Raw genomic sequence first — 18,806 nt, 5'->3', positions numbered from 1 at the left:
GCGCGCCGCGTCCAATTGCGCTCTGCTGCCTTGCCACAAGGGTGACCGCCTCGCCACAAGGGTGACTGTCTCGCCACAGGGTGACCGCCCGCCGTCGAGCGCTCCTAAACTACGCCTCGACCCTAAGCTGAGCCTGCGACATAAGCCGGGCCCGCGACCCTAAACCCAGTCGCGACGAAGCCTTACCGCGACGTCGGCCAGCCCGTGTACGACTCAGCCAGGTACGCCTTGGCGTGCTCGGACGAGACCACGGAGTGCAGCTCGCCCAGCTGGCGGGCGCGGTCAAAGTCGTCGGCGCCGGGAACGGTATGCAGCATGGAGGTCATCCAGTATGAGAAATGCTGTGCCTTCCAAACTCGGTCCAGGGCGCGGTCGCTGTAGGAATTCAGCAGTGTGATGGAACCGTTGGAATAGAAGGAGTCGAAGCCTTCGAACAAGACCTTCACGTCGTGTATCGCGAGGTTTAGGCCCTTGGCGCCGGTGGGCGGGACGGTGTGTGCTGCATCGCCGGCAAGGAAAAGATTGCCGTGGCGCATAGGAGTGTGGACGAAGCTCCGGAACGGTAGGACCATCTTTTCCAGGACAGGGCCTTCGTTGAGCTCAAAGCCATTACCGTTTACGCGTTTGCGGAACTCGGACCAGATGCGTTCGTCGTCCCAGTCGGCGACGTTTTCCTTGGGATCGCACTGGAAGTACATGCGCTGCACTGTCTCGGTCCTCTGGCTGATCAAGGCGAAACCATGCTCGGAGTTGGCATAGATGAGCTCGTCGGAGCTGCGTGGAGCTTGGGCCAGGATGCCGAACCACGCGAACGGGTATTCATGGAAGAACCACTTTCGGTTTGCTTCGGGGATCTGGAAGCGGCAGTGGCTGCGGGACCCGTCAGCGCCAACGAGGAAGTCGGCCTGGATCTCGAACTCCTGACCGTCGGAATCGGTGAACCAGACTTTCGGTTTGCCCTCGAGATCGTGGACAGTGGTGTCCGTGACGCTGTATCGAACGTCGCCGTCGTCCGCCTCGCGTCGCGCAGCGAGGTCGGCGAAAACGTCTGTTTGTGGGTACAGCCACACGGATTCACCCACCAGCTCCTTGAAGTTGATGCGGTGGCTTTCGCCGTTGAACCGCAACTCGATGCCATCGTGCCGGTCACCTTCGCGCAGCACCCGGTCTGAGACGCCGGAGTCCACGAGCAGGTTGACGGTGCCGTGTTCCAGGATGCCTGCGCGAACTGTTTGGTGGATTTGTTCCCGGCTGCGGACCTCCACCACTACGGATTCGATGCCTTGCTTGGCCAGCAAGTGGGAGAGCATGAGCCCTGCGGGTCCTGCACCCATAATGGCGACTTGAGTGGTGACGGTTGTACGTGCCATGGTGTTCCTCGCTTCGTTGCGGTCCCGCCGGGACGGGATGAGTCTGGAATCAGTGTGGCGGGTACTGCGTGACGGGTGTTACATGAATTCCGTTGAACGGAAGGTCTACATTAGTCCCTGAGCTGCCGCCCTATTCCTCTAGCAGCGGTTTGCAACGCCGGAACAAGCGCCTGCAGGCGCATCTCAGCCAAGGGCACCACCACGCCAAGGGCCGCGACCGCTCGCCTCTTGCCGTTCATCACGGGCACGGCGATGCCCCACGTGTCCGGATCAACGACTCCCGCCAGCTGCGCATAGCCCAGTTGCGCGGCCTCAGCCAACAGGTGGCGCACGACGTCGGAAGTCACCTTTCCTTCCGGGTCGTGGAACTGTTCGAGGTACTGGGCCCGCAATTCCCGGGACTGGTGTGCCATCAGCGCCAGGCCGGCGGAGGAAATGTGGACCGGCATGCGTCCGGCGACGCGTGCTCGGTTGGCGACCGATCCTCGGCGCGAAAGCCGCTCCACAAACAGCGCCTCCCAGCCCTCAAGGACTGCCAGGTTCACGTTCTGGTTCAAGACTTGCTGAATATCCTCCATGAAGGGCATGGCCGCTTGACGGAGTGCGAGGGTGGGCGAATTTCTGTTGACGAGTTCCCACAATCGGAGGCCCAGCCCAACGTTCCCGCCAGCACCCAGTTCCAGCAGGCCATGCTCGGAGAGTTGCCGGACCAGCCGGTGGGCGGACGACAACGGGAGGCCGGACCTGTCGGCGAGTTCGGTCAGTTGCAGGGAGGTGGCACCTTCAGGAAAGGCTTCAATGACCCGGACTACGCGATCCACCACGGAGTCACCTGATGCTGAGTTGGCCACGATGCGCTCCTTTGCTGCCGCTCCCCTACCCGACCCCGCGGGGGCCCCTTCCATTCAATGGTAGAACGTGCTTCAGATTACTCCCGCCGGTGATACAACTCTCATAACCGACCGGCCGTTCTGCTGGCCACATCCCATTCCCAAAGAGAACTCCCGAGGACACTATGCCAACGATGCCATCTGCCCGCCGCTCACAATGGCCAGTCTGGCTGTGTTGGTTAGCCATGGTCTTGGACGGCTTCGACCTGGTGGTCCTGGGGTCTGTCATCCCCACGCTCATCAAGACCGGCGACATAGGCTTCGATGCCGTTGGAGCCACCTTCGCTGCAACTATTTCCCTGGTAGGCGTGGGGCTCGGCGCACTCTTTATCGCCCCGCTATCCGATAAGTTCGGCCGGCGGAAGCTCTTGATCGCCTGCGTGGCCGGCTTCTCGCTCTTCACGATCGGAGTCGCGTTCGCTCCCAACGTGGCGGTCTTCTCCATACTGCGCCTGCTGGCAGGCCTCGGGCTGGGCGCCTGCCTCCCCGCCGCCCTTGCGTACATGAACGATTACGCACCTGCGGGCTCAGCCGGAAAGTCGACCACGCGGACTATGACCGGCTACCACGTAGGCGCTGTGGCCACCGCGTTCCTGGCCATCCTTGTTGTCCCTGACTGGCGCCTCATGTTTGTCATTGGCGGCGTTGCCGGGCTGGCACTCCTGCCATTCCTGTGGGCGAAATTGCCAGAGTCACTTCCTGAAGCAGCACCCGCGAAGGTGGACGAATCAACAAAGGCGGCTACCGGCGTCGCGCATTCCACGAACGGCAAGCAAAAGACCGGGTTCCGCGACCTGCTGCAGAAGCCCTATCCGCTGGTGGCCGTGGGCATTGGCATCGCGTCGTTCATGGGATTGTTGCTGGTTTACGGCTTGAACACGTGGTTGCCGCAGTTGATGGCAGCCGCCGGATACACCGTGAGCACGGGCCTGACGCTGCTGCTGGTCCTCAACCTCGGCGCCGTGGCCGGCCTGGTTTTGGCCGGAATTCTTGCCGACCGGCACGGAACCAAGAAGATAGTGCTGCTGTGGTTCGGGCTTTCCGCAGTGTTCCTGGCCATCCTCAGCGTGAAGATCCAAAGTGAGTTCCTGCTCAACGCCGCGGTGTTTGTCACTGGCGTCTTCGTCTTCAGCTCGCAGGTTCTGGTTTACGCATGGGTCAGTCAGCTGTTTCCGGCGCGGCTCCGGGGAACGGCACTCGGGTTCGCTGCCGGCGTCGGACGCCTTGGTGCGATCGTTGGTCCTGCCGTGACTGGAACCCTGGTGGCCGCAAACATTGCCTACCCGGCCGGCTTCTACGTATTCGCCGCAGCGGGACTTTTGGCGGTCGCAGCGCTGTTCCTGGTGCCCCATCAAATCAAAAGTCCTGCGCCCGTGCCAGCGGGAGAACGGTAACCGCGGCACGACGCTAGGTGCTCCGCTGCCCGTCCAACTTTCCGGACTGTGGGTGAAGCGACTCGCGGGCCTTGCCCAAAAGTTGCGGTCCGGCCGCGTAGCAGCGATCGGTGTATTGCCGGAGCGCCGGGAGTGCCTGGACGGCGTAGTCGAAGTGTTCCTCACGGATCATCGACTCGATGGCCTTGCACTGGTCCTCTGTCTCAAGCGCACCCACCATTGCCGAGGAGATCTTGAGGCTCAGCACGGCGTCCATGCTGGCATCGGCGTCGTGTTGGCAGAGGCCGTTTGAGATTCTCAATAGTCTGCCCGGCAACATCGAAAGGTAAGTGGAGAGGAAGCGCAAGGCCGGGGTGGGGTCTCCCATCTCATCGGCCAAGGCCTGCAACCTGCACGGTTCCAGAGCCGGAACCTGACCGTCTGCTTCGTCAGTCATGGTTGGCCGCTTGTGGCTGCGCGGCGCCTTCCGGCGTCGATTTGTTGGGGTCCCTGCTCCAGATGGAGGCGAGCATCCTGATGACCAGGATGCCGGGCGCACCGTACATCAGGATGTTCAGGACGAGTGGTTCGCGGAGGGCGCGGATGGCGTTCCCGACGTAAGGGATGGTCGCGATCTGCTTATCCACGGTTTTGCCCTGCAGGGTGGCGATCCACGGATCGATGCCATTATTCGCGTCGCCCTTGGTCTGGACAGCCACACCACCATCGGCCGTAGTAGTGATCTCAGTGATGCGGTGCGTCTCCACCCGCTGGTCTTCCACGGGTATGTGGTAGGTGATGATGTCGCCCACCTTGACGTCGGTGATTGGCGTTGGAACGGTGACGACGACGTCACCCGGGTTGATCAGCGGTGCCATCGATCCTGTCAGCATCGTGGAGGTTTGGTAGCCCAGGATGCGTGGCCCGATTGCCAGAAAGAGGAAAACCAAGGCCGCCATAGCCAGAATCGCGAAACCGAGGAATTTCATCGTTTTAGCAGCGATACGTCGGAACGCAGCGGCTTTCGCGGGGGTCTCGACGGCGGTCGCCGTCAGTGCCGCGGCTGAACGCCGGCCCTTGAGTGCTGTTCCGCTGATGCTGGTCAGTGCGCTCATGGTCCTGGCGTTCCTTCCGGTGTTGGTTATCTTCTGATTGAAAGTCTGGGCTATCCGGCTCAGGCTTCCTGCGGGAAATCCTCAAGTCTGGCTCAGGAAATACCGGCGGACCTGATCGGGCAGGGGGGCGCCCGACCAGGCCCGGCGGGGCTCTGTGGTGAAACTGGGTGGTTCTGCTGGTGTTACTTGGTGGTTTCGGTGCGTTGGGTGCCGGTGAAGGCGAAGGCGATGGTGCTGGTGGCGCCTTGGAAGGTGTCGTTCGCGGTGGTGGGGAACGCGGTGGTGACTTTGAGGTAGTCGGTTTTGGCCGGGGCCAGGGCGGTGAGGTTGTTCAGGACCTTGTTCGCGGTGATCACCGGGGCGGCGGCCATGACGGTGGTTTTGGTGCCGGTGCAGGTGTACGGAGCTGCGGCGCCGGTCCAGGCGACCGAGCAGTTCTCGATGGTCAGCTGCAGGCCGTTGGTGACGTCGGTGGTGAGCAGTGAGGCGGTGGCGCCGGCGGAGGTGGTGAGGGTGACGTTGTTCAAGTCCGAGTTGCCGGTGTTGGCCAGGGTGACGAGCTTTTCGACTTTGTCTCCGGGCAGCAGGCCCGCGACGGGGACGTTGAGGGTGTTGTTCGCTCCGGTGCCCAGGGCGATGGTGACGGTGCCGGCGGTGACTTGCTGGCTGGCCGAGGTGGAGGACGTGAACGCGCCGTAGGTTCCCATGCCGGCGACGGCGGCTGCGGTGCCGAGCAGTGCGACGGAAGCGAGGACCTTACCGGAGGTGGTCTTGAAGCTGATGGCCATGGGAATCAGTGTCCTTTCGGGAGGCCACCGCTGCCGGCCGGCCGTTTCCTGTGCCGGCCCTGATTGGCTGACAAGAACCACTGTGCCGGGCCCGGATCAAGAACCACTCCTGCAATCCATCAACACTTGCTCAGGAAAAGATCAAGGGTCTTTGTTCCGTTTCCCACCCCTTGGCAGGCACTCTGGACTGATAATAAGCAACCTGATAATCCTGTAACGAAGGGTCAACGCTGAACACAGAGGTGGGATCATGGTGGATCGCATTACTGATATATGGGGCACAAGGACTCCGTTTGAGCGAGAAGCTGCGTGGCCTTCCCGCGTGGATTACGCCCTCCAGGAAGGCCTCACTGAGGGCGATGTTGACCATTGGGTCCAATCCGCTTGCGTGCTGTGCAGCAACGGCTGCGGCTGCGATATTGCCGTCAAGGACGGGGTCATGGTGGGCATTCGTGGCCGTGCGGAAGACCGCATCAACAAGGGACGCCTTGGGCCGAAAGGACTCTTCGCAAGCTGGCAAGGCGTCTCGAACATGGACCGCCTCACGCATCCATTGATCCGCGAAGGCGGCGAATTGGTCCCAACTGATTGGGACACGGCCATGAAGCGGATCGTGGCACGCAGCAAGCAACTCTTGAAGGAGAAGGGTCCCCTCAGCCATGGCTTCTACACCAGCGGCCAACTGTTCCTTGAGGAGTACTACGCCCTGGGCGTGATTGGGAAGGCTGGTATCGGGACACCCCACATGGATGGAAACACCCGCCTGTGCACCGCGACAGCGGCGTCCGCGCTCAAGGAAACCTTCGGAGCAGACGGACAACCAGGCGCCTACGAGGACATCGACAATTGCGATGCAATTTTCCTTTATGGGCACAACATGCCCGAAACCCAGACCGTCCTCTGGGCTCGCATCCTGGACCGCCTTTCAGGACCCACACCGCCCAAACTGGTGTGCGTCGACCCCAGAAATACGGAGGCCGCGCGCTTTGCCGACGTGCACCTTGCGGTGCGGCCCGGCACCAATCTTGCGCTCATGCACGCTCTGGTCCGGGAGGTCCTGCACAACGGCTGGGAGGACCCCACCTACATCCAGGAACACACACTCGGCTACGACGAGCTGAAATCCACTGTGGAGGAATGGACGCCCGAGGCTGCTGCCGAGGTGTGCGGCGTCAGCGCCCACGACATCAGGAAGGCCGCCCGCATCTTCGGCACGTCGGATCGGGTACTGTCCACCGTTTTACAGGGGTTCTACCAATCGTCACAGGCCACAGCTTCCTCCTGCCAGGTCAATAACCTCCATCTGCTGCGCGGCATGCTCGGCCGCCCCGGAGCCGGCCTACTACAGATGAACGGGCAGCCGACGGCGCAAAACAACCGCGAATGCGGGGCCGACGGCGACCTCCCGGGCTTCCGTAATTGGCACAACCCGAAACACGTTGAAGAACTGGCCTCCCTGTGGAACGTGGATCCCGCGATCATCCCCCACTGGGCACCGCCAACCCATGCCATGCAAATCTTCCGCTACGCCGAGCAAGGATCCATCAATTTCCTCTGGGTCTCGGCTACGAACCCTGCGGTCTCCCTGCCGGAGCTGCCCCGGATACGGGCAATCCTGGCCAAGCCGGAACTGTTCCTGGTGGTGCAGGATCTGTACCTCACCGAAACCGCCGGCATGGCCGACGTCGTCCTCCCCGCCGCCGCGTGGGGCGAAAAGACAGGAACATTCACCAACGCTTCGCGCGTCGTCCATATCTCTGACAAAGCCGTAGACCCGCCCGGGGACGCCCGCAGCGATCTGGATATTTTCCTGGACTACTCCAACCGAATGGGCTTCACCACCTTGGACGGCACGCCCTTGTTGACGTGGGAGGGTCCGGAGGACGCCTTCGAAGCTTGGAAAGAATGCTCGCGCGGGCGTCCTTGCGACTACACCGGACTGAGTTACTCGAAACTCCGTGGTGGCAGCGGGATCCCTTGGCCCTGCAATGCGCAAAACCCGGATGGCACCACACGCCTCTATACGGACGGGGTTCTTCCCAGCGATCCTGACTACTGCGAGAACTACGGTCACGACCTCTTGACGGGGGCCGAAGTGGAGCCGGAACCGTACCGCGCCAAAATGCCCAAGGGCCGCGCCTGGCTCAAAACAACCAAGTACCATCCACCGCACGAAGAACCGGACGACGACTACCCGCTCCGGTACACAACCGGTCGGACGGCGTATCACTTCCACACACGGACCAAGACGGGACGTGCCAGGACGCTGAACGCGGCGGCGCCACGGATGTGGGTGGAGCTCTCGGTCGAAGACGCTTCAGCGCTGGGGATCAAGGAGGGCGACATCGTCCGCGTATCGTCGCGGCGAGGTCTGATTGAGGCGCCGGCTCGAGTCAGTGGCGTCCGGCCGGGCACAGTTTTCGCACCTTTCCACTATGGATACTGGGACTCGACCGCACCCTCCAGCCCGGATGATTCTCCCAAGGATTCGCAGAAGACTGCAGCCAACGAGCTCACCATTACCGAGTGGGATCCGGTGTCAAAGCAACCGCTTTTCAAGAATGCCGCGGTGAAAGTAGAGAAAATCCGTGACGGTGATGGACCGGCTCCGGCGCCCAACACCACCGCTTCAAGGCAGGCAGGACAACAACAATGAACCTCAACATCTACCTGGGTTTACTGCATCAGGGTGAAGCGACCCTGGCTACGTCTTTCCGGCAAGTCTCTGATGGCCACGGCTCGGAGCCTGACATACATTTCCTCTGCCAGACTTTGGCCAGGCAATGCGACAAGCACGGGGAACTCCTCCTCCCCCTCGTGCAGCGATACGGCAAGGACACATCCGACCACGAGCCCGAGCGGCTCCACGCCGACGGCTTGTCAGAAACCCGGAGCGGCCCTGTCGGCCTCCTTCGCGACCTGCAGGACCTGTATCTGCTGGCGAGCTTGGTTGACGTCACGTGGACTGTGGTGAATCAAGCCGGATCCGCACTTCGCGACGCCGAGCTGCTCGCCGTCGTCGATCAATGCCACAAAGAGACGGAAGTCCAGCTCAGTTGGCTGCAAACCCGGATGAAGCAGGCAGCGCCGCAGGCGCTGCTGGTCGCAGACTAAGTCAGTAGAGGACTCACCAGCAGGCTAAGTTAGTGGGGCAGCAGCCCCAGGATCGGGAGGGTGACCGCCGTCGAAATGGCCATGGCCGCGGTGTTGCCGATGACCGGATGGAGGCCCTCCGGCAGCTGGGCCGAAATCGCCCTGGCAATAGGAGGGGCCAGCACCGCTCCAAGCAATGCGCCGCCGATGATGCTCCACCACGAGCCGTCGTAGGCGAGCACGGCGGCAGGCGCCACTGAGACGAGCGACGCGTAGGTGGCCGACCACCCACCGTTGCGGTACCAACTCCGCCAAAGAACCACGCCGATGGCCGAGGTGAGGGCCTGCGCAAACAGGATGTGCGGAACCAGGTTGGAACCGTACCCGGGCAGCACAGGATTCAGCACGAATGCCACCCCGACGCCAAAGATCATGCCTGCACTGGCGAGCGCGTTGGCGAAGAAATGGGTCTCGGTGAAGTCGGCGAGGACCCGGCGCGCCGCCCACACTGCGTCCGTAAGAACACGGTTAACGCCCGACGGCGGCTGGATGGGTTGCGTCTGCGGAGCCGGTTTCCGTAGGACAAGCCAAGGCAATTTCCGGGCAGTGAGGAAAGCCAGCACTGATCCCAAGGACATCGCAAGGACGTTCGCCACCACGGGCGGCAGTTCGAGCGGCGCGGTGAGCGTTGGGATCAGCAACAACGCCAACGGCGTGACGGTGAATGCCCCGAGTACAGCTCCGGTCGTGCAGGTCCGCCAACCGGGTCCATACATCAGGACCATTGCCGGGGCCACGCAAACGAAAGGCACGAACGTGGGCTGCCATCCGTCGTCGAGCAACCGGCCGAAAACTACGTTGGACAACAGCAGGCTAAGCGACGCCGAGGCCAGCACCCAGGGCCACAGTCCGGTGTCATATGCCAGCTGACCCGGCCAGGTCTTGCCCCGCCGGCCAGCCCACCAGGCCAACAAAGCCCCGGCAAGCAACCCGCATGCCGCCAGCTCTGATTTGTAGAACAGGGGCTCAGTCATGTCGCCAAGGAACCACCTGACCGCTGCAAAAGGGGAGTTGGAGACCGATGCAGCCCAGCCCTCGAACGCAGGGCCGAGCCGTGTCGATTGCTGCGCGAGCGTGTGGAGGACAAGTGCGAGCACTCCCGCGAGGACGACCGAAGCCAACGCGCCCAATCCTGTCCCGAGGGCGCCAAGTTCAGTTGCAGTCTTCTTCGGGGCAGGATCCGGCCGACGGCGGGGCGCGCCATCGACAGCTGAGGTGAGCATCGTTGATAACCCTTAGCGTGCGATGTGGTGTAACTCGAAAGCAGCGTATCCGAGCTTTCCAGAGCGGCCCCATTCGTGTTGTTGCGGGGGATTTGTGACCGGGAGTATTCCGATAGAAGAGCTTCCCGTTGACACTAACGTTTCTTCGAGAGAACGTTAGTGTATGAGCCACGTAACTACTGCCCAGGCCGCGGCGCGATTGGGCATTACGCAGGTAGCTGTCCGTAAGTTGATCGGCACTGGTCAACTGATCAGCTCAGGTGTCGTTGGCCGGGCCATCCTGCTGGACGCCGCCTCTGTGGAGCGATTGGCCCGCGAAGGCACACGCCATGGCCGGCCGTGGACTGAGGCGAATGCCTGGACCGCGCTCCTCCTGCTTTCCGGGGAAAACGAGGTGGAGTGGGTTGACTCCACCCAACTGTCTCGGCTGCGACTCAAACTGAGCCGTATGGAACCTGCCGAATTGCCCATTCTGGCGCGCAGGCGCGCGGGCGTGCATCGATATAGAGCCACGGCCGATGTGGTCCAACGGCTAAGGGACCATGTCCTTCCCACTGGTGCCGCGGCCATCGCGGACCAGAACGTTGGCCAACGCTTTGGTCTCACTGGTGGCGGGGGAATTGTGGATGGTTACGTCATGTCCGGCGATGCAGGTGCACTTAAGGAAGCGTACGGACTAATCGATGATCGGGAGGGCAACGTAGTGCTGCGGGAAGTCACCACCAGCCAGGCGTTTACAGGGGGAGTCCCGCTGGCGGCCATTGCCTTGGACCTGTTGGAGTCCTCGGTCACCCGTGAGCGCAGCGCTGGACTCCGTGTTCTGGAGGAGCTGTTTAGTGGACGATGACCATCGCGCGACGGAACGAGTGCAGTGGGAGGCTTCGCCGCCCGCGGGTGGCTGGGGCCGGCCATGGCCCCAATGCGCTGAACTGGCCCGCGCCTTGCCTTCTGATCAGTGGACGCTGGTTGGGGGACTTATGGTCCAACTGCACTCCGCCGTAGCGGGTCTAACCGTTTCGCGGCCGACCACTGACGTCGACATCATCCTTCACATGGAAACCGGCGCGGCAACCATGCCCGGCGTCGCGTCAGTGCTCCGTTCACTCGGCTACTCGCCCAGGCAATCCATCAATGGCGATAGCCCCGCACATCGTTTCCTTCGCGGTAATGAGCAGATCGACCTCATGGTTGCCGACCATCTTGTACCCGGATTGGTTCCCCGTATAGGAGGCCGCAAAGTCTTTCAGGTGACGGGTGGGACCCAAGCCCTCCGGCGAACAGTAGACTGCCGGGTCTTCGTGGACCATCGGGGTCCGGTGTCCATAAGCATCCCGAACGCACTGGGCGCGCTGGTCCTCAAAGGCGCTGCGTATCAGGAGGATTCGCGGGAAAGGGGCCGCCACCTCGATGACGCAGCAACACTCCTGGCAACAATTAACGGGCCCTTGGAACTTGTGGCCGACATGGGAGGCAGTGATCGCTCGCGGATTCTTGGGCTCAACCGGGTCCTCGGCGATCCAGACCATGAATCCTGGAAGGTCCTTGACCCTGGCGATAGGGCACGGGCAATCAGCAACCTTGCGGTGCTCTGCGCCAATCCCGACCGCCTCCCTGTTAGGCGCCTTGGGTAGATAGCGCCGACGACGGAGGCCCCAACGCATTCGCGTCAGGGCCTCCGGGAGCGGTGAATCAAGCCTTCCGGCGGGTCACCAGTCCCCAGATGACCAGTACGATCAGCGCACCTCCGATTGCGAGCAACCACGTGTAGATCGACCAGAATTCGTTGATGCCAACCTTGAAGATGGCGCTACCGATCCAGCCACCCAGCACGGCACCCACGATTCCCAGCAGGAGCGTAGCGATCCAGCCGCCTCCCTGCCTGCCCGGCATGATGGCCTTGGCGATGGCTCCTGCGATCAAACCCAAAACAATCCAACCAATGATTCCCATTTGTTTCCCTTTTCTCGTACGTAAGCCTCGGTCAAGCACCAATACTTGGTGCCGCGGTCGGCCTGATTGCTAGCTGCCCGCTTGTGCGGCGACGTATCCCGACAACAGCTGGGCGGGCAGACGTTTTTATGGCTCCCCTGTTACTGAAGGAAGGATTCAATCTCCCCAACCGGCAGTCCGGCTACTTCAGCAAGAGCCCGGGGCTCGACACCGGCGTCGACGGCCTTCTTGAAGGCCAGGGCGAGTGTGTTCTGGGAAATCGCCAACTCATGTTGAAGGCTTTGGCGGCGAAGTGCTGCGACCCACACACCGCTGACCGGGTCCAAGGCGTCGATGTCCATTCTGAAACCGCAACCGCAAGCCCACTCCGGCCATATTGGCTCCACTGTGATCCACTGCATGGAGTCATGGCCCGGTCCTGCGGAGATAGCCATGTGCGAACCGCAGTGGACGGGCCCCATCGGCAGCACCCCTTCCGCAGCATGGTCCACGGTATTCCCAGCGACTGGTGTGGAGCTTGGTTCACGCAGTGCGACTGTCATCGTCTTCTCCCACACATCCCTAGTAACTATCTTGGCTATCTAGTTATATGTGTACTTACGATTTAAGTCCAACCAGCCGGCACGGTTGCACGCACCCGCCGCCAAAGGGCGGGCGCCACCACCACGGCAACGCCGACGGCGGCACCGATCACCGTTTCGATGATGCGGTCCCGCAACAGGAGGCCGGGATCAACCGGGGCTGCCAGCAACGTAGCTATCAGGGCAAGCGGAGTTACGAAGATCTGCGCCACAAGGTACTGCCGGGCGATAAACATCTCAGCACCGAACTGGCAAGCTGCTATCACCAGGACCATGGCCCAGGGCGCGGGATTGAGCCACAGGATGCCGGCAAGCAGCACCAATCCGATCACCGTTCCGGCGATTCTTTGGATGCCACGGCTCACTCGGTGGCGCGTCGAATGACCCACCAATGGAACCACCGCCGCAACCATGGCCCAATAAGTGTGGCCGAAGCCGAGCCGTTCCCCCACCAGAGTCGCGATGGTCCCCGCAAGGCCTGCGGCAATCAGATATCCGCCGCCTTCCAACCAGATCGCACGACGTTCCAACGTGGTGTGGCGGATGCGGGGCGGCCGTTTCCACGGGGTTCTGTGAGTTTTGAGCACCCGTGACGACATGCCGATCAGCAGGCAGAAGAGCGTGGTACCTACCGCGACCAGCATGGCCTCCCACAAGGGCGGCTGAGCAGGGATGGATGCGATCGCAGCGAAGGCGAAGATGTGAAAGAGGGAGCCGCCTGGCCGCAACCTCCAGGCCGCGACCACCACCGAGCACGCGCCCGCCACGACAGTGGTTGCAGCAGTCAAGAGCCACGAATACGCGGCGCCCTCGATGCCAATGGCTTGCGCTGCACGAGCCATGAGGGTGGCCAACAAAATGATAAGCAGCATGAAACCACCGGCACGCACTTGGCTTCGGAAGCGCACGCTATGCGGTTCATTGCGGCCATAAATGCCGGTAAACGCACCGAACGAGGCAAACACGGCCAGGTCCAACCGCCCCATCAGGGTCAGCGTAATCAGCGGCACAAAGACACCAACAGCGCAGCGGAGAGCCGGGTGATGGTCCTTGTTTCCCGGACCCATCGTGAACATTTCCGCTACAGCCTTCAAGGGGCGGCTCGCCTTTCGTCGCAGGATCAAACGTACGACGGCGGCGCTGGCGTCCGCTTCAAGGCTACGCTCCGGGCGCTGGGCTACTCCGGGTTTGGGCACAGATAGTGCCCCTTATCACGAGGAATAAGGGGCACTATCAGTTGCGCACTACTTGTCGCTAGAAGCGGGAGGGTGCTCCCTGGAAGGGCCCTGTTCCGAGTGGGTTGCCTGCTACGTCCGTCAGGCCAGTGACGGGGGTGTAAGTCGGGAAGATCGTGGTCGACGTAAGCGTCGAGCCTCCGCTGGTCCCTGCTCCAAGGGTGATGGTGAGTGTTCGCGCCGTCGGATTCCAGCTCAGGCTGGAGGCGTTGTTAGTGCCATTACCGCTAAAGCTGAGTGCGGAGGTTGTGTAGTTGCCGCCCAGTGCAACACTGCCGACCCTGAGGGTTGTACACCCAGCCCCGGTTACAGTCAGTATGTTGCTGGAGCTTACGTTGACTATCACGTTATCCGCGTTGTTGCCGGCCTGGGTCTGCACGTTGGTGGTGTCGTTCTCCCAGACGCTGCAGATCGTGTTCGGGTTGATGGGTTCAGAGAACGTTATCGTCACCGAATCGCCCTTCTCCACCTTGCCGAGGGTGCCGCCCGAACGGTTGTTCAGCTGGACCCCCGCCACCGCTGGCGAGCTCACGTCCTTGGTGGATGTAGCCACTCCCGCAGGACCAGTGTTACCTGCGGCGTCCGTTGCCTGTGCTGAGTAGTTAATGGTCCCTGGGCTGAAAGCGCTCAGGTTCAAGGGGGTCGCTGCCCAGTTCCCGGAGCTGTTGACGCTAATGGTCTGGGTCACGGGCAGGGCTCCTGTTCCCGTTACGGTCAAAGTGACCGAGGACAAGGCCTCTGCCGTCCCGCTGACTGGAACAGCGGTCACGTTTCCGCTGTAGACATATGGTGGCGCCGTCACAGACGGGGCGAGGGGTGCGGTGGCATCCACGGCGGCAACTGCGCTCCGTGTGCTTTCAGCGCCCTGCCACTGGGAGAGTTTGGGCGTAACCGTGTAGTACCAGTTCCCCGTGGTGACACCGGTGTCCACGCAGCTCAGCCCGGCTACTGTTCCTGCGCAGGTTCCGGCTGCCGCAACCGCAGTGCCGCCAGTGGCTGAGGCGTAGCGGGCGATGCTGTACCCGGTTACGGACCGGCCAGCCGCCGTCGTGCTTGCTGTCCACGTGACCGTCACACTACTTCCGGAAACGGCGGTAGTGGGCTTTGCGCCCTGGGCGACGGCGTCGGCCTTGGCGCCACCGAAGTTGCTGCTGACGGAACTCCAGAAAGCACTGGCTGCGGGACCGCCCCATGAGACGAGGAGAATGCCGAGAATGATCACGAGGGCGCGGTTCCAAGCGCCCATCGTCACCCGCGTTGAGGACGATGAAGCAGCGGACTGGCGAAGCGGGCTCACTTCCGTACCTCCAGCGTGACGGGAACGTTGAATTGGGCGCCCTGGCAGGCGGAAAGTGAGGCCGCGCTCATGCTGGCCGCACCCTCAAGAGTCAGCAGGATGGATGTATTTGCCTGGATGGTCACCGTTGGCGCCAATGGTGCAGCCGGGGGCGTGAACGTCACGCCGGTGGTGGTGCAGCCGGAATGCGCGGCGTCTGCAGTCACGGCGCCGTTAGCCGCGATTCCATAGACGGTAACCGCATGGCTATTGGGGTTGGTTGCCCGGAGAACCACGTCGGCTGATCCACCTGGAACGAGGCTGGTCTGCAGGGTGTCGCCCGGGATGAGCGCATCCACGGTCACGGTTTGCATTGTCCCGTTGGTCGCCGAACCGCTGCCGATTCCGGTGGTAGCCCAGTAGGCGTAGGCAGTCCCTGCACCGCCCAGGATACAAAGGGCCACGGTGGCGGCAGTGGTGCGGGCGATCCGTCCGCTACGGGGCTTCCGGTTGAGCGTCTTCATGTCAGTTCGCCTGTCCCGTCCCGGAGTACGTGAGTTGGAGGGTCGCACCCTTGCAACCGTCCTGGAGCTGCAAGGTGTCCAGCATCCTCACTTGGGGCCATTTGCTGCTGTCATTCACGCCCAGCGAGGTCAGCGAGCTGGGCCCGGGAGGAGCTGCCAACGGGTAGCTCCCGGAGTATTGGGTGACCTGGTAGTCGGCACTGCTGCAGGGGAGGTTGGCCGCCACCGCTGCCGGCGTGCGCACCACTTGCGCAATCGAAACCGTCAGGTTGGTGATGGCGATGCTCTTGTTCTCGGGGTTGGAAATCTGCAGCTCCACTGCTCGGGACACCCCTGGCGCCAGGAGCCCACTCAATGAGCCGGTGACACCGAAGGTCCGTTTGACTTCCTGGACCTGCAACTGCCCGGGCGCCGCGTTCGACTGGACCGCGTTTTGGACCGTGCCGCTGGCTCCCTTCACAGTGAAGTCGGACTTGCCGACCGGCGTTGTGGGAGACGTGGCGACGGTCAAAGCCACCTGCGCTGTGCTGCCGGATCCCAGAACCACCGACGACGGCGACCATGCGGCTGTCGCGCCAGCCGGAAGACCCGTAACGGTAAACGCTACTGGTCCGGTGAAACCGCCCGTGGAGGTGGCTGACACTGTGAAGGTGGTGGACTGCCCCTGATCCAGGCTGCGGTTCGAGGGCGACAACGCCACCGTAATCCCCTTGGCTACCTTGACCGGGCTGCCTTGCGTAGCGCTCTGCCCACTGCTTGCAGCGACAACCGCCACCGGAACAAGGGCCACCACGAGCGCAAGTATCAGCGTCCGGAGTGGTACGGCAGCTCGAGGGTTAGGCGCGGGGCGCTCTGGCCGGTGGTCCATGGAAGCTCTTTTCGGACGGAAGCGTTCAGTCGGGAGGAATGCGGAAGCCGGGGACCACCACTCGCAAGGTGGTCCCCGGCATTCACGCGCTACTGGCTGGAGACGTTGACCGTGACGGTCGCGGACTTGCAGGCGTCCTGGCTGTCAGAGCTGTCGTTGAACTTCAAGACACCGCTGCCAACGGAAATTCCCGTGGCCCCTGCGGCGACGGTCGAGTTGCTTGTCACGGCGGTGACTTCGAACCATGCCGGGAGGCATTCGGGGACGCTGGTGGTGACATTTGCCGTCAGGGCTCCAACTACCGTGCTGGACGTCGTCGCGTTGTCCGCGGTGTAGGCTACGTTGGTTTGGTTGCCCGGCGCCAGGCCGGCATTGAAGGTGGCGTGCAGTGTGACATGTCCGCCTCCGGCGGAGTTGGCGGCCGAGCCGCTGCCGGAACCGGTGGTGGTCCAGTAGGCGTAGGCAGCTCCGCCACCTACGGCTACCAATGCCACGCCTGCGACGGTGGCGGTGATCCGGCTCTTTTTGGAAAGCTTGCGCATGGTATGACTCCTTGGTTGATCTTTTTCCGGGGAGCCGCATCGCAACCCCCAGCACCCGACCGTTTCCGGCGGATGAAGCGATGCCCCCAATAGTTCAGCCAGCAGTGGCACCGTGGCTACTCTTGGGTGTACGCCTCTTTTCCGCCCGACCAAGGGGTCAGGAATACGCTGAACCGGCAAGCGAGTACTCAGTTTTCGTATTGGGGACTACTTGGTAGCACTTTGCGTCATGCCAGCGCGGGATAGGCTTCTATGCCCATCTGATAGCCCGCTTTAGTACACCAACGCTGGCCTGCGCCGTTCATGAGCACGCCGGCAGCCGTCGGATCAGGAGTACTCAGTTTTTTAATGGCCCGGTACCTGCCCCCGGGAGTCGCTGCGGGCCGGGCATTTCGGAAATTCAGCTGCCACTGAGCCAACATTGTGCCCATCTTGAGCAAAAACTGCGCTGGCGTTCGAAGATGTTCGGGGCTGACTGCATGCATTGCGGGTCGTTTTAGTTGGTGCCCCTGCCCTTGCTTTTTTCGTTTCCCTGGCCTCTTTGGTCGGATTGGCCGCCGCCTTGGGCCCCACGCGCCGGTGATTCGGTTTCCTGCGCATCCTCTGTCGGCCCGCTTTGCTCGCTGGCCGCTGGCGATGGAACGTCTCCCTGCCCGTTGCCTGAGTCGGACGGCGGCAGCTGAACGGTTTGCACCGGCCCAGGAATGAGAACCGTTTCCACCGGCCCAGGGGTGGTAATTGTTACCACTGGCGCGGGCGTTCCAGCCGGGGAAGGAAGGCCCGATTCCTGCATAACCGGCGAAGGCGAGGTAACGTCTGCCGGCAAGGGCTCCTGACCGGATAATGCCACCGCGAGGGGGACTGCTATCGCTGCCGCGAGAAGGACCATCAACAGCGCCCCGAGCCTGCCGCCTCCCCTACTCCTGTGAAGCTTGGGGGAAACTTCGGTTGTTGCCCCGATGGCGGGCGCCCGGGCAGGCAGAGGCGGCAAAAGCGCCGTAGCTGCTGGGTGTGCATACGCCTCCTGCCACGGGCGAGCCAGGAATTCTTCGATCTCCGCGGCAGTCGGCCTATTGTCTGGTTCGAGGTCCGTCATGGACTTCAGCAGTTCGGCTATGGGGTGATGGATCTGCTCAGGGATGACGGGGGCACGGTGAAGGCGCGCTGCAGCCGACTCAATGGGCGTCCCCGGATATTCGGTCCTGCCCGTAAGGCATTCCAAGAGCACCAGGCCGAGGGAGTAGATATCGCTGGCAGGAGTCAAAGGACGGCCCAGAGCCTGTTCCGGGCTGAGGTACTGGGCGGTTCCCACCGTCATTCCGGTGGCAGTCAGGCGGCTGCCTTCCAAGATTCGGGCCACGCCAAAGTCAGCGAGTTTGACGATGCGATCAGGGCCCGGAGTTTCCGAAACCAGGATATTGGCAGGCTTGATGTCCCGGTGAATAACTCCGCTCCCGTGAACTTGCACGAGGGCACCTGCAAGGGCGTGGCCGATGTGCGTTGTTTCCGCGAGGCTGAGCGGACCCTGAGCAAGCACCGAACGCAGATTATTTCCGGAAACCAGCTCCATGACCAGGAAAGCCTGCGGCGGGCCCGAAGTTCCGGCGTCCACACCGGCGTCGTAAATATGCACCAGGCCTGGGTGATCAAATCCTGCAAGCAACCGCATCTCTGCCTGCTGGCGCTCCTCGAAACCCTCGTCGCCTGAGCCTGGGGAAAAGATCTTAAGTGCAACATCGCGCTGCAGGACTTCATCCCGGGCCTTGCAGACAGTGGACATCGCCCCGTGCCCGAGTAGCTCCAGAATCCGGTAGCGGCCGTTGAGAATGTCCCCGCCGCCTGCTGGATCAACGAAAGCTTCTCCGCCTGCCCTCACGGCCCTACACCTCTTGCGTCCAAGCGCGCTGCGCCGATTTAC

General features: G+C 62.4%; 19 protein-coding genes. 5 read left to right on the top strand and 14 right to left on the bottom strand.

What is annotated here, in order from left to right; genetic code table 11:
• Positions 1-182: 182 nt before the first annotated feature.
• On the bottom strand, positions 183-1,370 hold the full coding sequence (locus AC6I97_RS03505; RefSeq protein WP_497944075.1) for a 4-hydroxybenzoate 3-monooxygenase: 1,188 nt from the start codon (positions 1,368-1,370) through the stop codon (positions 183-185).
• Positions 1,371-1,480: 110 nt separating this feature from the next.
• Positions 1,481-2,221: an IclR family transcriptional regulator gene (locus tag AC6I97_RS03500; RefSeq protein ID WP_497944074.1), complete on the bottom strand. Its 741-nt coding sequence runs from the start codon at positions 2,219-2,221 to the stop codon at positions 1,481-1,483.
• 164 nt (positions 2,222-2,385) lie between these two features.
• On the opposite strand from AC6I97_RS03500, the gene AC6I97_RS03495 reads away from it, so the two are divergent.
• Complete coding sequence (locus AC6I97_RS03495) at positions 2,386-3,654, top strand: MFS transporter (RefSeq protein WP_497944073.1); 1,269 nt, start codon at positions 2,386-2,388, stop codon at positions 3,652-3,654.
• Between the two features lie 13 nt (positions 3,655-3,667).
• On the opposite strand, the gene AC6I97_RS03490 is transcribed toward AC6I97_RS03495, so the two are convergent.
• From AC6I97_RS03490 to AC6I97_RS03480, 3 genes are all read right to left on the bottom strand, one after another.
• The gene (locus AC6I97_RS03490; RefSeq protein ID WP_497944072.1) at positions 3,668-4,090 is read right to left on the bottom strand and encodes an Hpt domain-containing protein; all 423 of its coding nucleotides are present in this window, start codon (positions 4,088-4,090) and stop codon (positions 3,668-3,670) included.
• Positions 4,083-4,748 carry a signal peptidase I gene (locus AC6I97_RS03485; RefSeq protein WP_497944071.1) on the bottom strand — a complete coding sequence of 222 codons (666 nt, stop codon included), beginning with the start codon at positions 4,746-4,748 and terminating at the stop codon, positions 4,083-4,085. Before AC6I97_RS03485 ends, AC6I97_RS03490 begins: the two co-directional genes overlap by 8 nt.
• Positions 4,749-4,930: 182 nt before the next feature.
• Complete coding sequence (locus AC6I97_RS03480) at positions 4,931-5,536, bottom strand: TasA family protein (RefSeq protein WP_497944070.1); 606 nt, start codon at positions 5,534-5,536, stop codon at positions 4,931-4,933.
• Positions 5,537-5,786: 250 nt separating this feature from the next.
• On the opposite strand from AC6I97_RS03480, the gene AC6I97_RS03475 reads away from it, so the two are divergent.
• Both AC6I97_RS03475 and AC6I97_RS03470 read left to right on the top strand, forming a co-directional pair.
• Positions 5,787-8,192, top strand: a complete 2,406-nt coding sequence (locus AC6I97_RS03475) for a molybdopterin oxidoreductase family protein (protein WP_497944069.1) — start codon at positions 5,787-5,789, stop codon at positions 8,190-8,192.
• On the top strand, positions 8,189-8,650 hold the full coding sequence (locus tag AC6I97_RS03470; RefSeq protein ID WP_497944068.1) for a hypothetical protein: 462 nt from the start codon (positions 8,189-8,191) through the stop codon (positions 8,648-8,650). The genes AC6I97_RS03475 and AC6I97_RS03470 overlap by 4 nt, the downstream gene beginning before the upstream one ends.
• A gap of 29 nt (positions 8,651-8,679) precedes the next feature.
• On the opposite strand, the gene AC6I97_RS03465 is transcribed toward AC6I97_RS03470, so the two are convergent.
• On the bottom strand, positions 8,680-9,912 hold the full coding sequence (locus AC6I97_RS03465) for a hypothetical protein (protein ID WP_497944067.1): 1,233 nt from the start codon (positions 9,910-9,912) through the stop codon (positions 8,680-8,682).
• Between the two features lie 163 nt (positions 9,913-10,075).
• Here AC6I97_RS03465 and AC6I97_RS03460 point away from each other — a divergent pair, with 163 nt between their 5' ends.
• Together AC6I97_RS03460 and AC6I97_RS03455 are read left to right on the top strand one after the other, a co-directional pair.
• Positions 10,076-10,759, top strand: a complete 684-nt coding sequence (locus AC6I97_RS03460) for a helix-turn-helix domain-containing protein (protein ID WP_497944066.1) — start codon at positions 10,076-10,078, stop codon at positions 10,757-10,759.
• A complete protein-coding gene (locus AC6I97_RS03455; protein ID WP_497944065.1) occupies positions 10,749-11,543 on the top strand; it encodes a hypothetical protein in 795 nt (264 codons plus the stop codon). The genes AC6I97_RS03460 and AC6I97_RS03455 overlap by 11 nt, the downstream gene beginning before the upstream one ends.
• Positions 11,544-11,601: 58 nt before the next feature.
• Here the strand turns inward: AC6I97_RS03455 and AC6I97_RS03450 are convergent, their stop codons facing one another.
• The 8 genes from AC6I97_RS03450 to AC6I97_RS03415 form a co-directional block, all read right to left on the bottom strand.
• Positions 11,602-11,862: a GlsB/YeaQ/YmgE family stress response membrane protein gene (locus AC6I97_RS03450; protein WP_477516894.1), complete on the bottom strand. Its 261-nt coding sequence runs from the start codon at positions 11,860-11,862 to the stop codon at positions 11,602-11,604.
• Positions 11,863-12,002: 140 nt separating this feature from the next.
• Positions 12,003-12,404 carry a hypothetical protein gene (locus AC6I97_RS03445; protein WP_224093024.1) on the bottom strand — a complete coding sequence of 134 codons (402 nt, stop codon included), beginning with the start codon at positions 12,402-12,404 and terminating at the stop codon, positions 12,003-12,005.
• A gap of 62 nt (positions 12,405-12,466) precedes the next feature.
• Positions 12,467-13,537 carry an FUSC family protein gene (locus AC6I97_RS03440; RefSeq protein WP_497946912.1) on the bottom strand — a complete coding sequence of 357 codons (1,071 nt, stop codon included), beginning with the start codon at positions 13,535-13,537 and terminating at the stop codon, positions 12,467-12,469.
• A 160-nt stretch (positions 13,538-13,697) separates the two neighbouring features.
• Entirely contained in the window at positions 13,698-14,975 is a 1,278-nt protein-coding gene (locus AC6I97_RS03435; protein WP_497944064.1) for a hypothetical protein, read from the bottom strand.
• Complete coding sequence (locus AC6I97_RS03430) at positions 14,972-15,478, bottom strand: hypothetical protein (RefSeq protein WP_497944063.1); 507 nt, start codon at positions 15,476-15,478, stop codon at positions 14,972-14,974. Before AC6I97_RS03430 ends, AC6I97_RS03435 begins: the two co-directional genes overlap by 4 nt.
• A gap of 1 nt (position 15,479) precedes the next feature.
• Entirely contained in the window at positions 15,480-16,346 is an 867-nt protein-coding gene (locus AC6I97_RS03425) for a hypothetical protein (protein ID WP_497944062.1), read from the bottom strand.
• 89 nt (positions 16,347-16,435) lie between these two features.
• Complete coding sequence (locus AC6I97_RS03420) at positions 16,436-16,888, bottom strand: hypothetical protein (protein WP_497944061.1); 453 nt, start codon at positions 16,886-16,888, stop codon at positions 16,436-16,438.
• Positions 16,889-17,384: 496 nt separating this feature from the next.
• On the bottom strand, positions 17,385-18,764 hold the full coding sequence (locus AC6I97_RS03415; protein ID WP_497944060.1) for a serine/threonine-protein kinase: 1,380 nt from the start codon (positions 18,762-18,764) through the stop codon (positions 17,385-17,387).
• Between the last annotated feature and the right edge of the window lie 42 nt (positions 18,765-18,806).

The organism is Arthrobacter sp. TmtSoilC48 (assembly GCF_059739425.1).
This window is presented reverse-complemented; position numbering and strand designations above follow the sequence as displayed.

Coding starts and splice junctions, on each gene's coding strand:
- AC6I97_RS03450 (WP_477516894.1), bottom strand. CDS start 11,862: ATGGGAATCATTGGTTGGATTGTTTTGGGTTTGATCGCAGGAGCCATC.
- AC6I97_RS03445 (WP_224093024.1), bottom strand. CDS start 12,404: ATGACAGTCGCACTGCGTGAACCAAGCTCCACACCAGTCGCTGGGAAT.
- AC6I97_RS03485 (WP_497944071.1), bottom strand. CDS start 4,748: ATGAGCGCACTGACCAGCATCAGCGGAACAGCACTCAAGGGCCGGCGT.
- AC6I97_RS03470 (WP_497944068.1), top strand. CDS start 8,189: ATGAACCTCAACATCTACCTGGGTTTACTGCATCAGGGTGAAGCGACC.
- AC6I97_RS03505 (WP_497944075.1), bottom strand. CDS start 1,370: ATGGCACGTACAACCGTCACCACTCAAGTCGCCATTATGGGTGCAGGA.
- AC6I97_RS03460 (WP_497944066.1), top strand. CDS start 10,076: ATGAGCCACGTAACTACTGCCCAGGCCGCGGCGCGATTGGGCATTACG.
- AC6I97_RS03490 (WP_497944072.1), bottom strand. CDS start 4,090: ATGACTGACGAAGCAGACGGTCAGGTTCCGGCTCTGGAACCGTGCAGG.
- AC6I97_RS03495 (WP_497944073.1), top strand. CDS start 2,386: ATGCCAACGATGCCATCTGCCCGCCGCTCACAATGGCCAGTCTGGCTG.
- AC6I97_RS03465 (WP_497944067.1), bottom strand. CDS start 9,912: ATGCTCACCTCAGCTGTCGATGGCGCGCCCCGCCGTCGGCCGGATCCT.
- AC6I97_RS03425 (WP_497944062.1), bottom strand. CDS start 16,346: ATGGACCACCGGCCAGAGCGCCCCGCGCCTAACCCTCGAGCTGCCGTA.
- AC6I97_RS03420 (WP_497944061.1), bottom strand. CDS start 16,888: ATGCGCAAGCTTTCCAAAAAGAGCCGGATCACCGCCACCGTCGCAGGC.
- AC6I97_RS03475 (WP_497944069.1), top strand. CDS start 5,787: ATGGTGGATCGCATTACTGATATATGGGGCACAAGGACTCCGTTTGAG.
- AC6I97_RS03430 (WP_497944063.1), bottom strand. CDS start 15,478: ATGAAGACGCTCAACCGGAAGCCCCGTAGCGGACGGATCGCCCGCACC.
- AC6I97_RS03480 (WP_497944070.1), bottom strand. CDS start 5,536: ATGGCCATCAGCTTCAAGACCACCTCCGGTAAGGTCCTCGCTTCCGTC.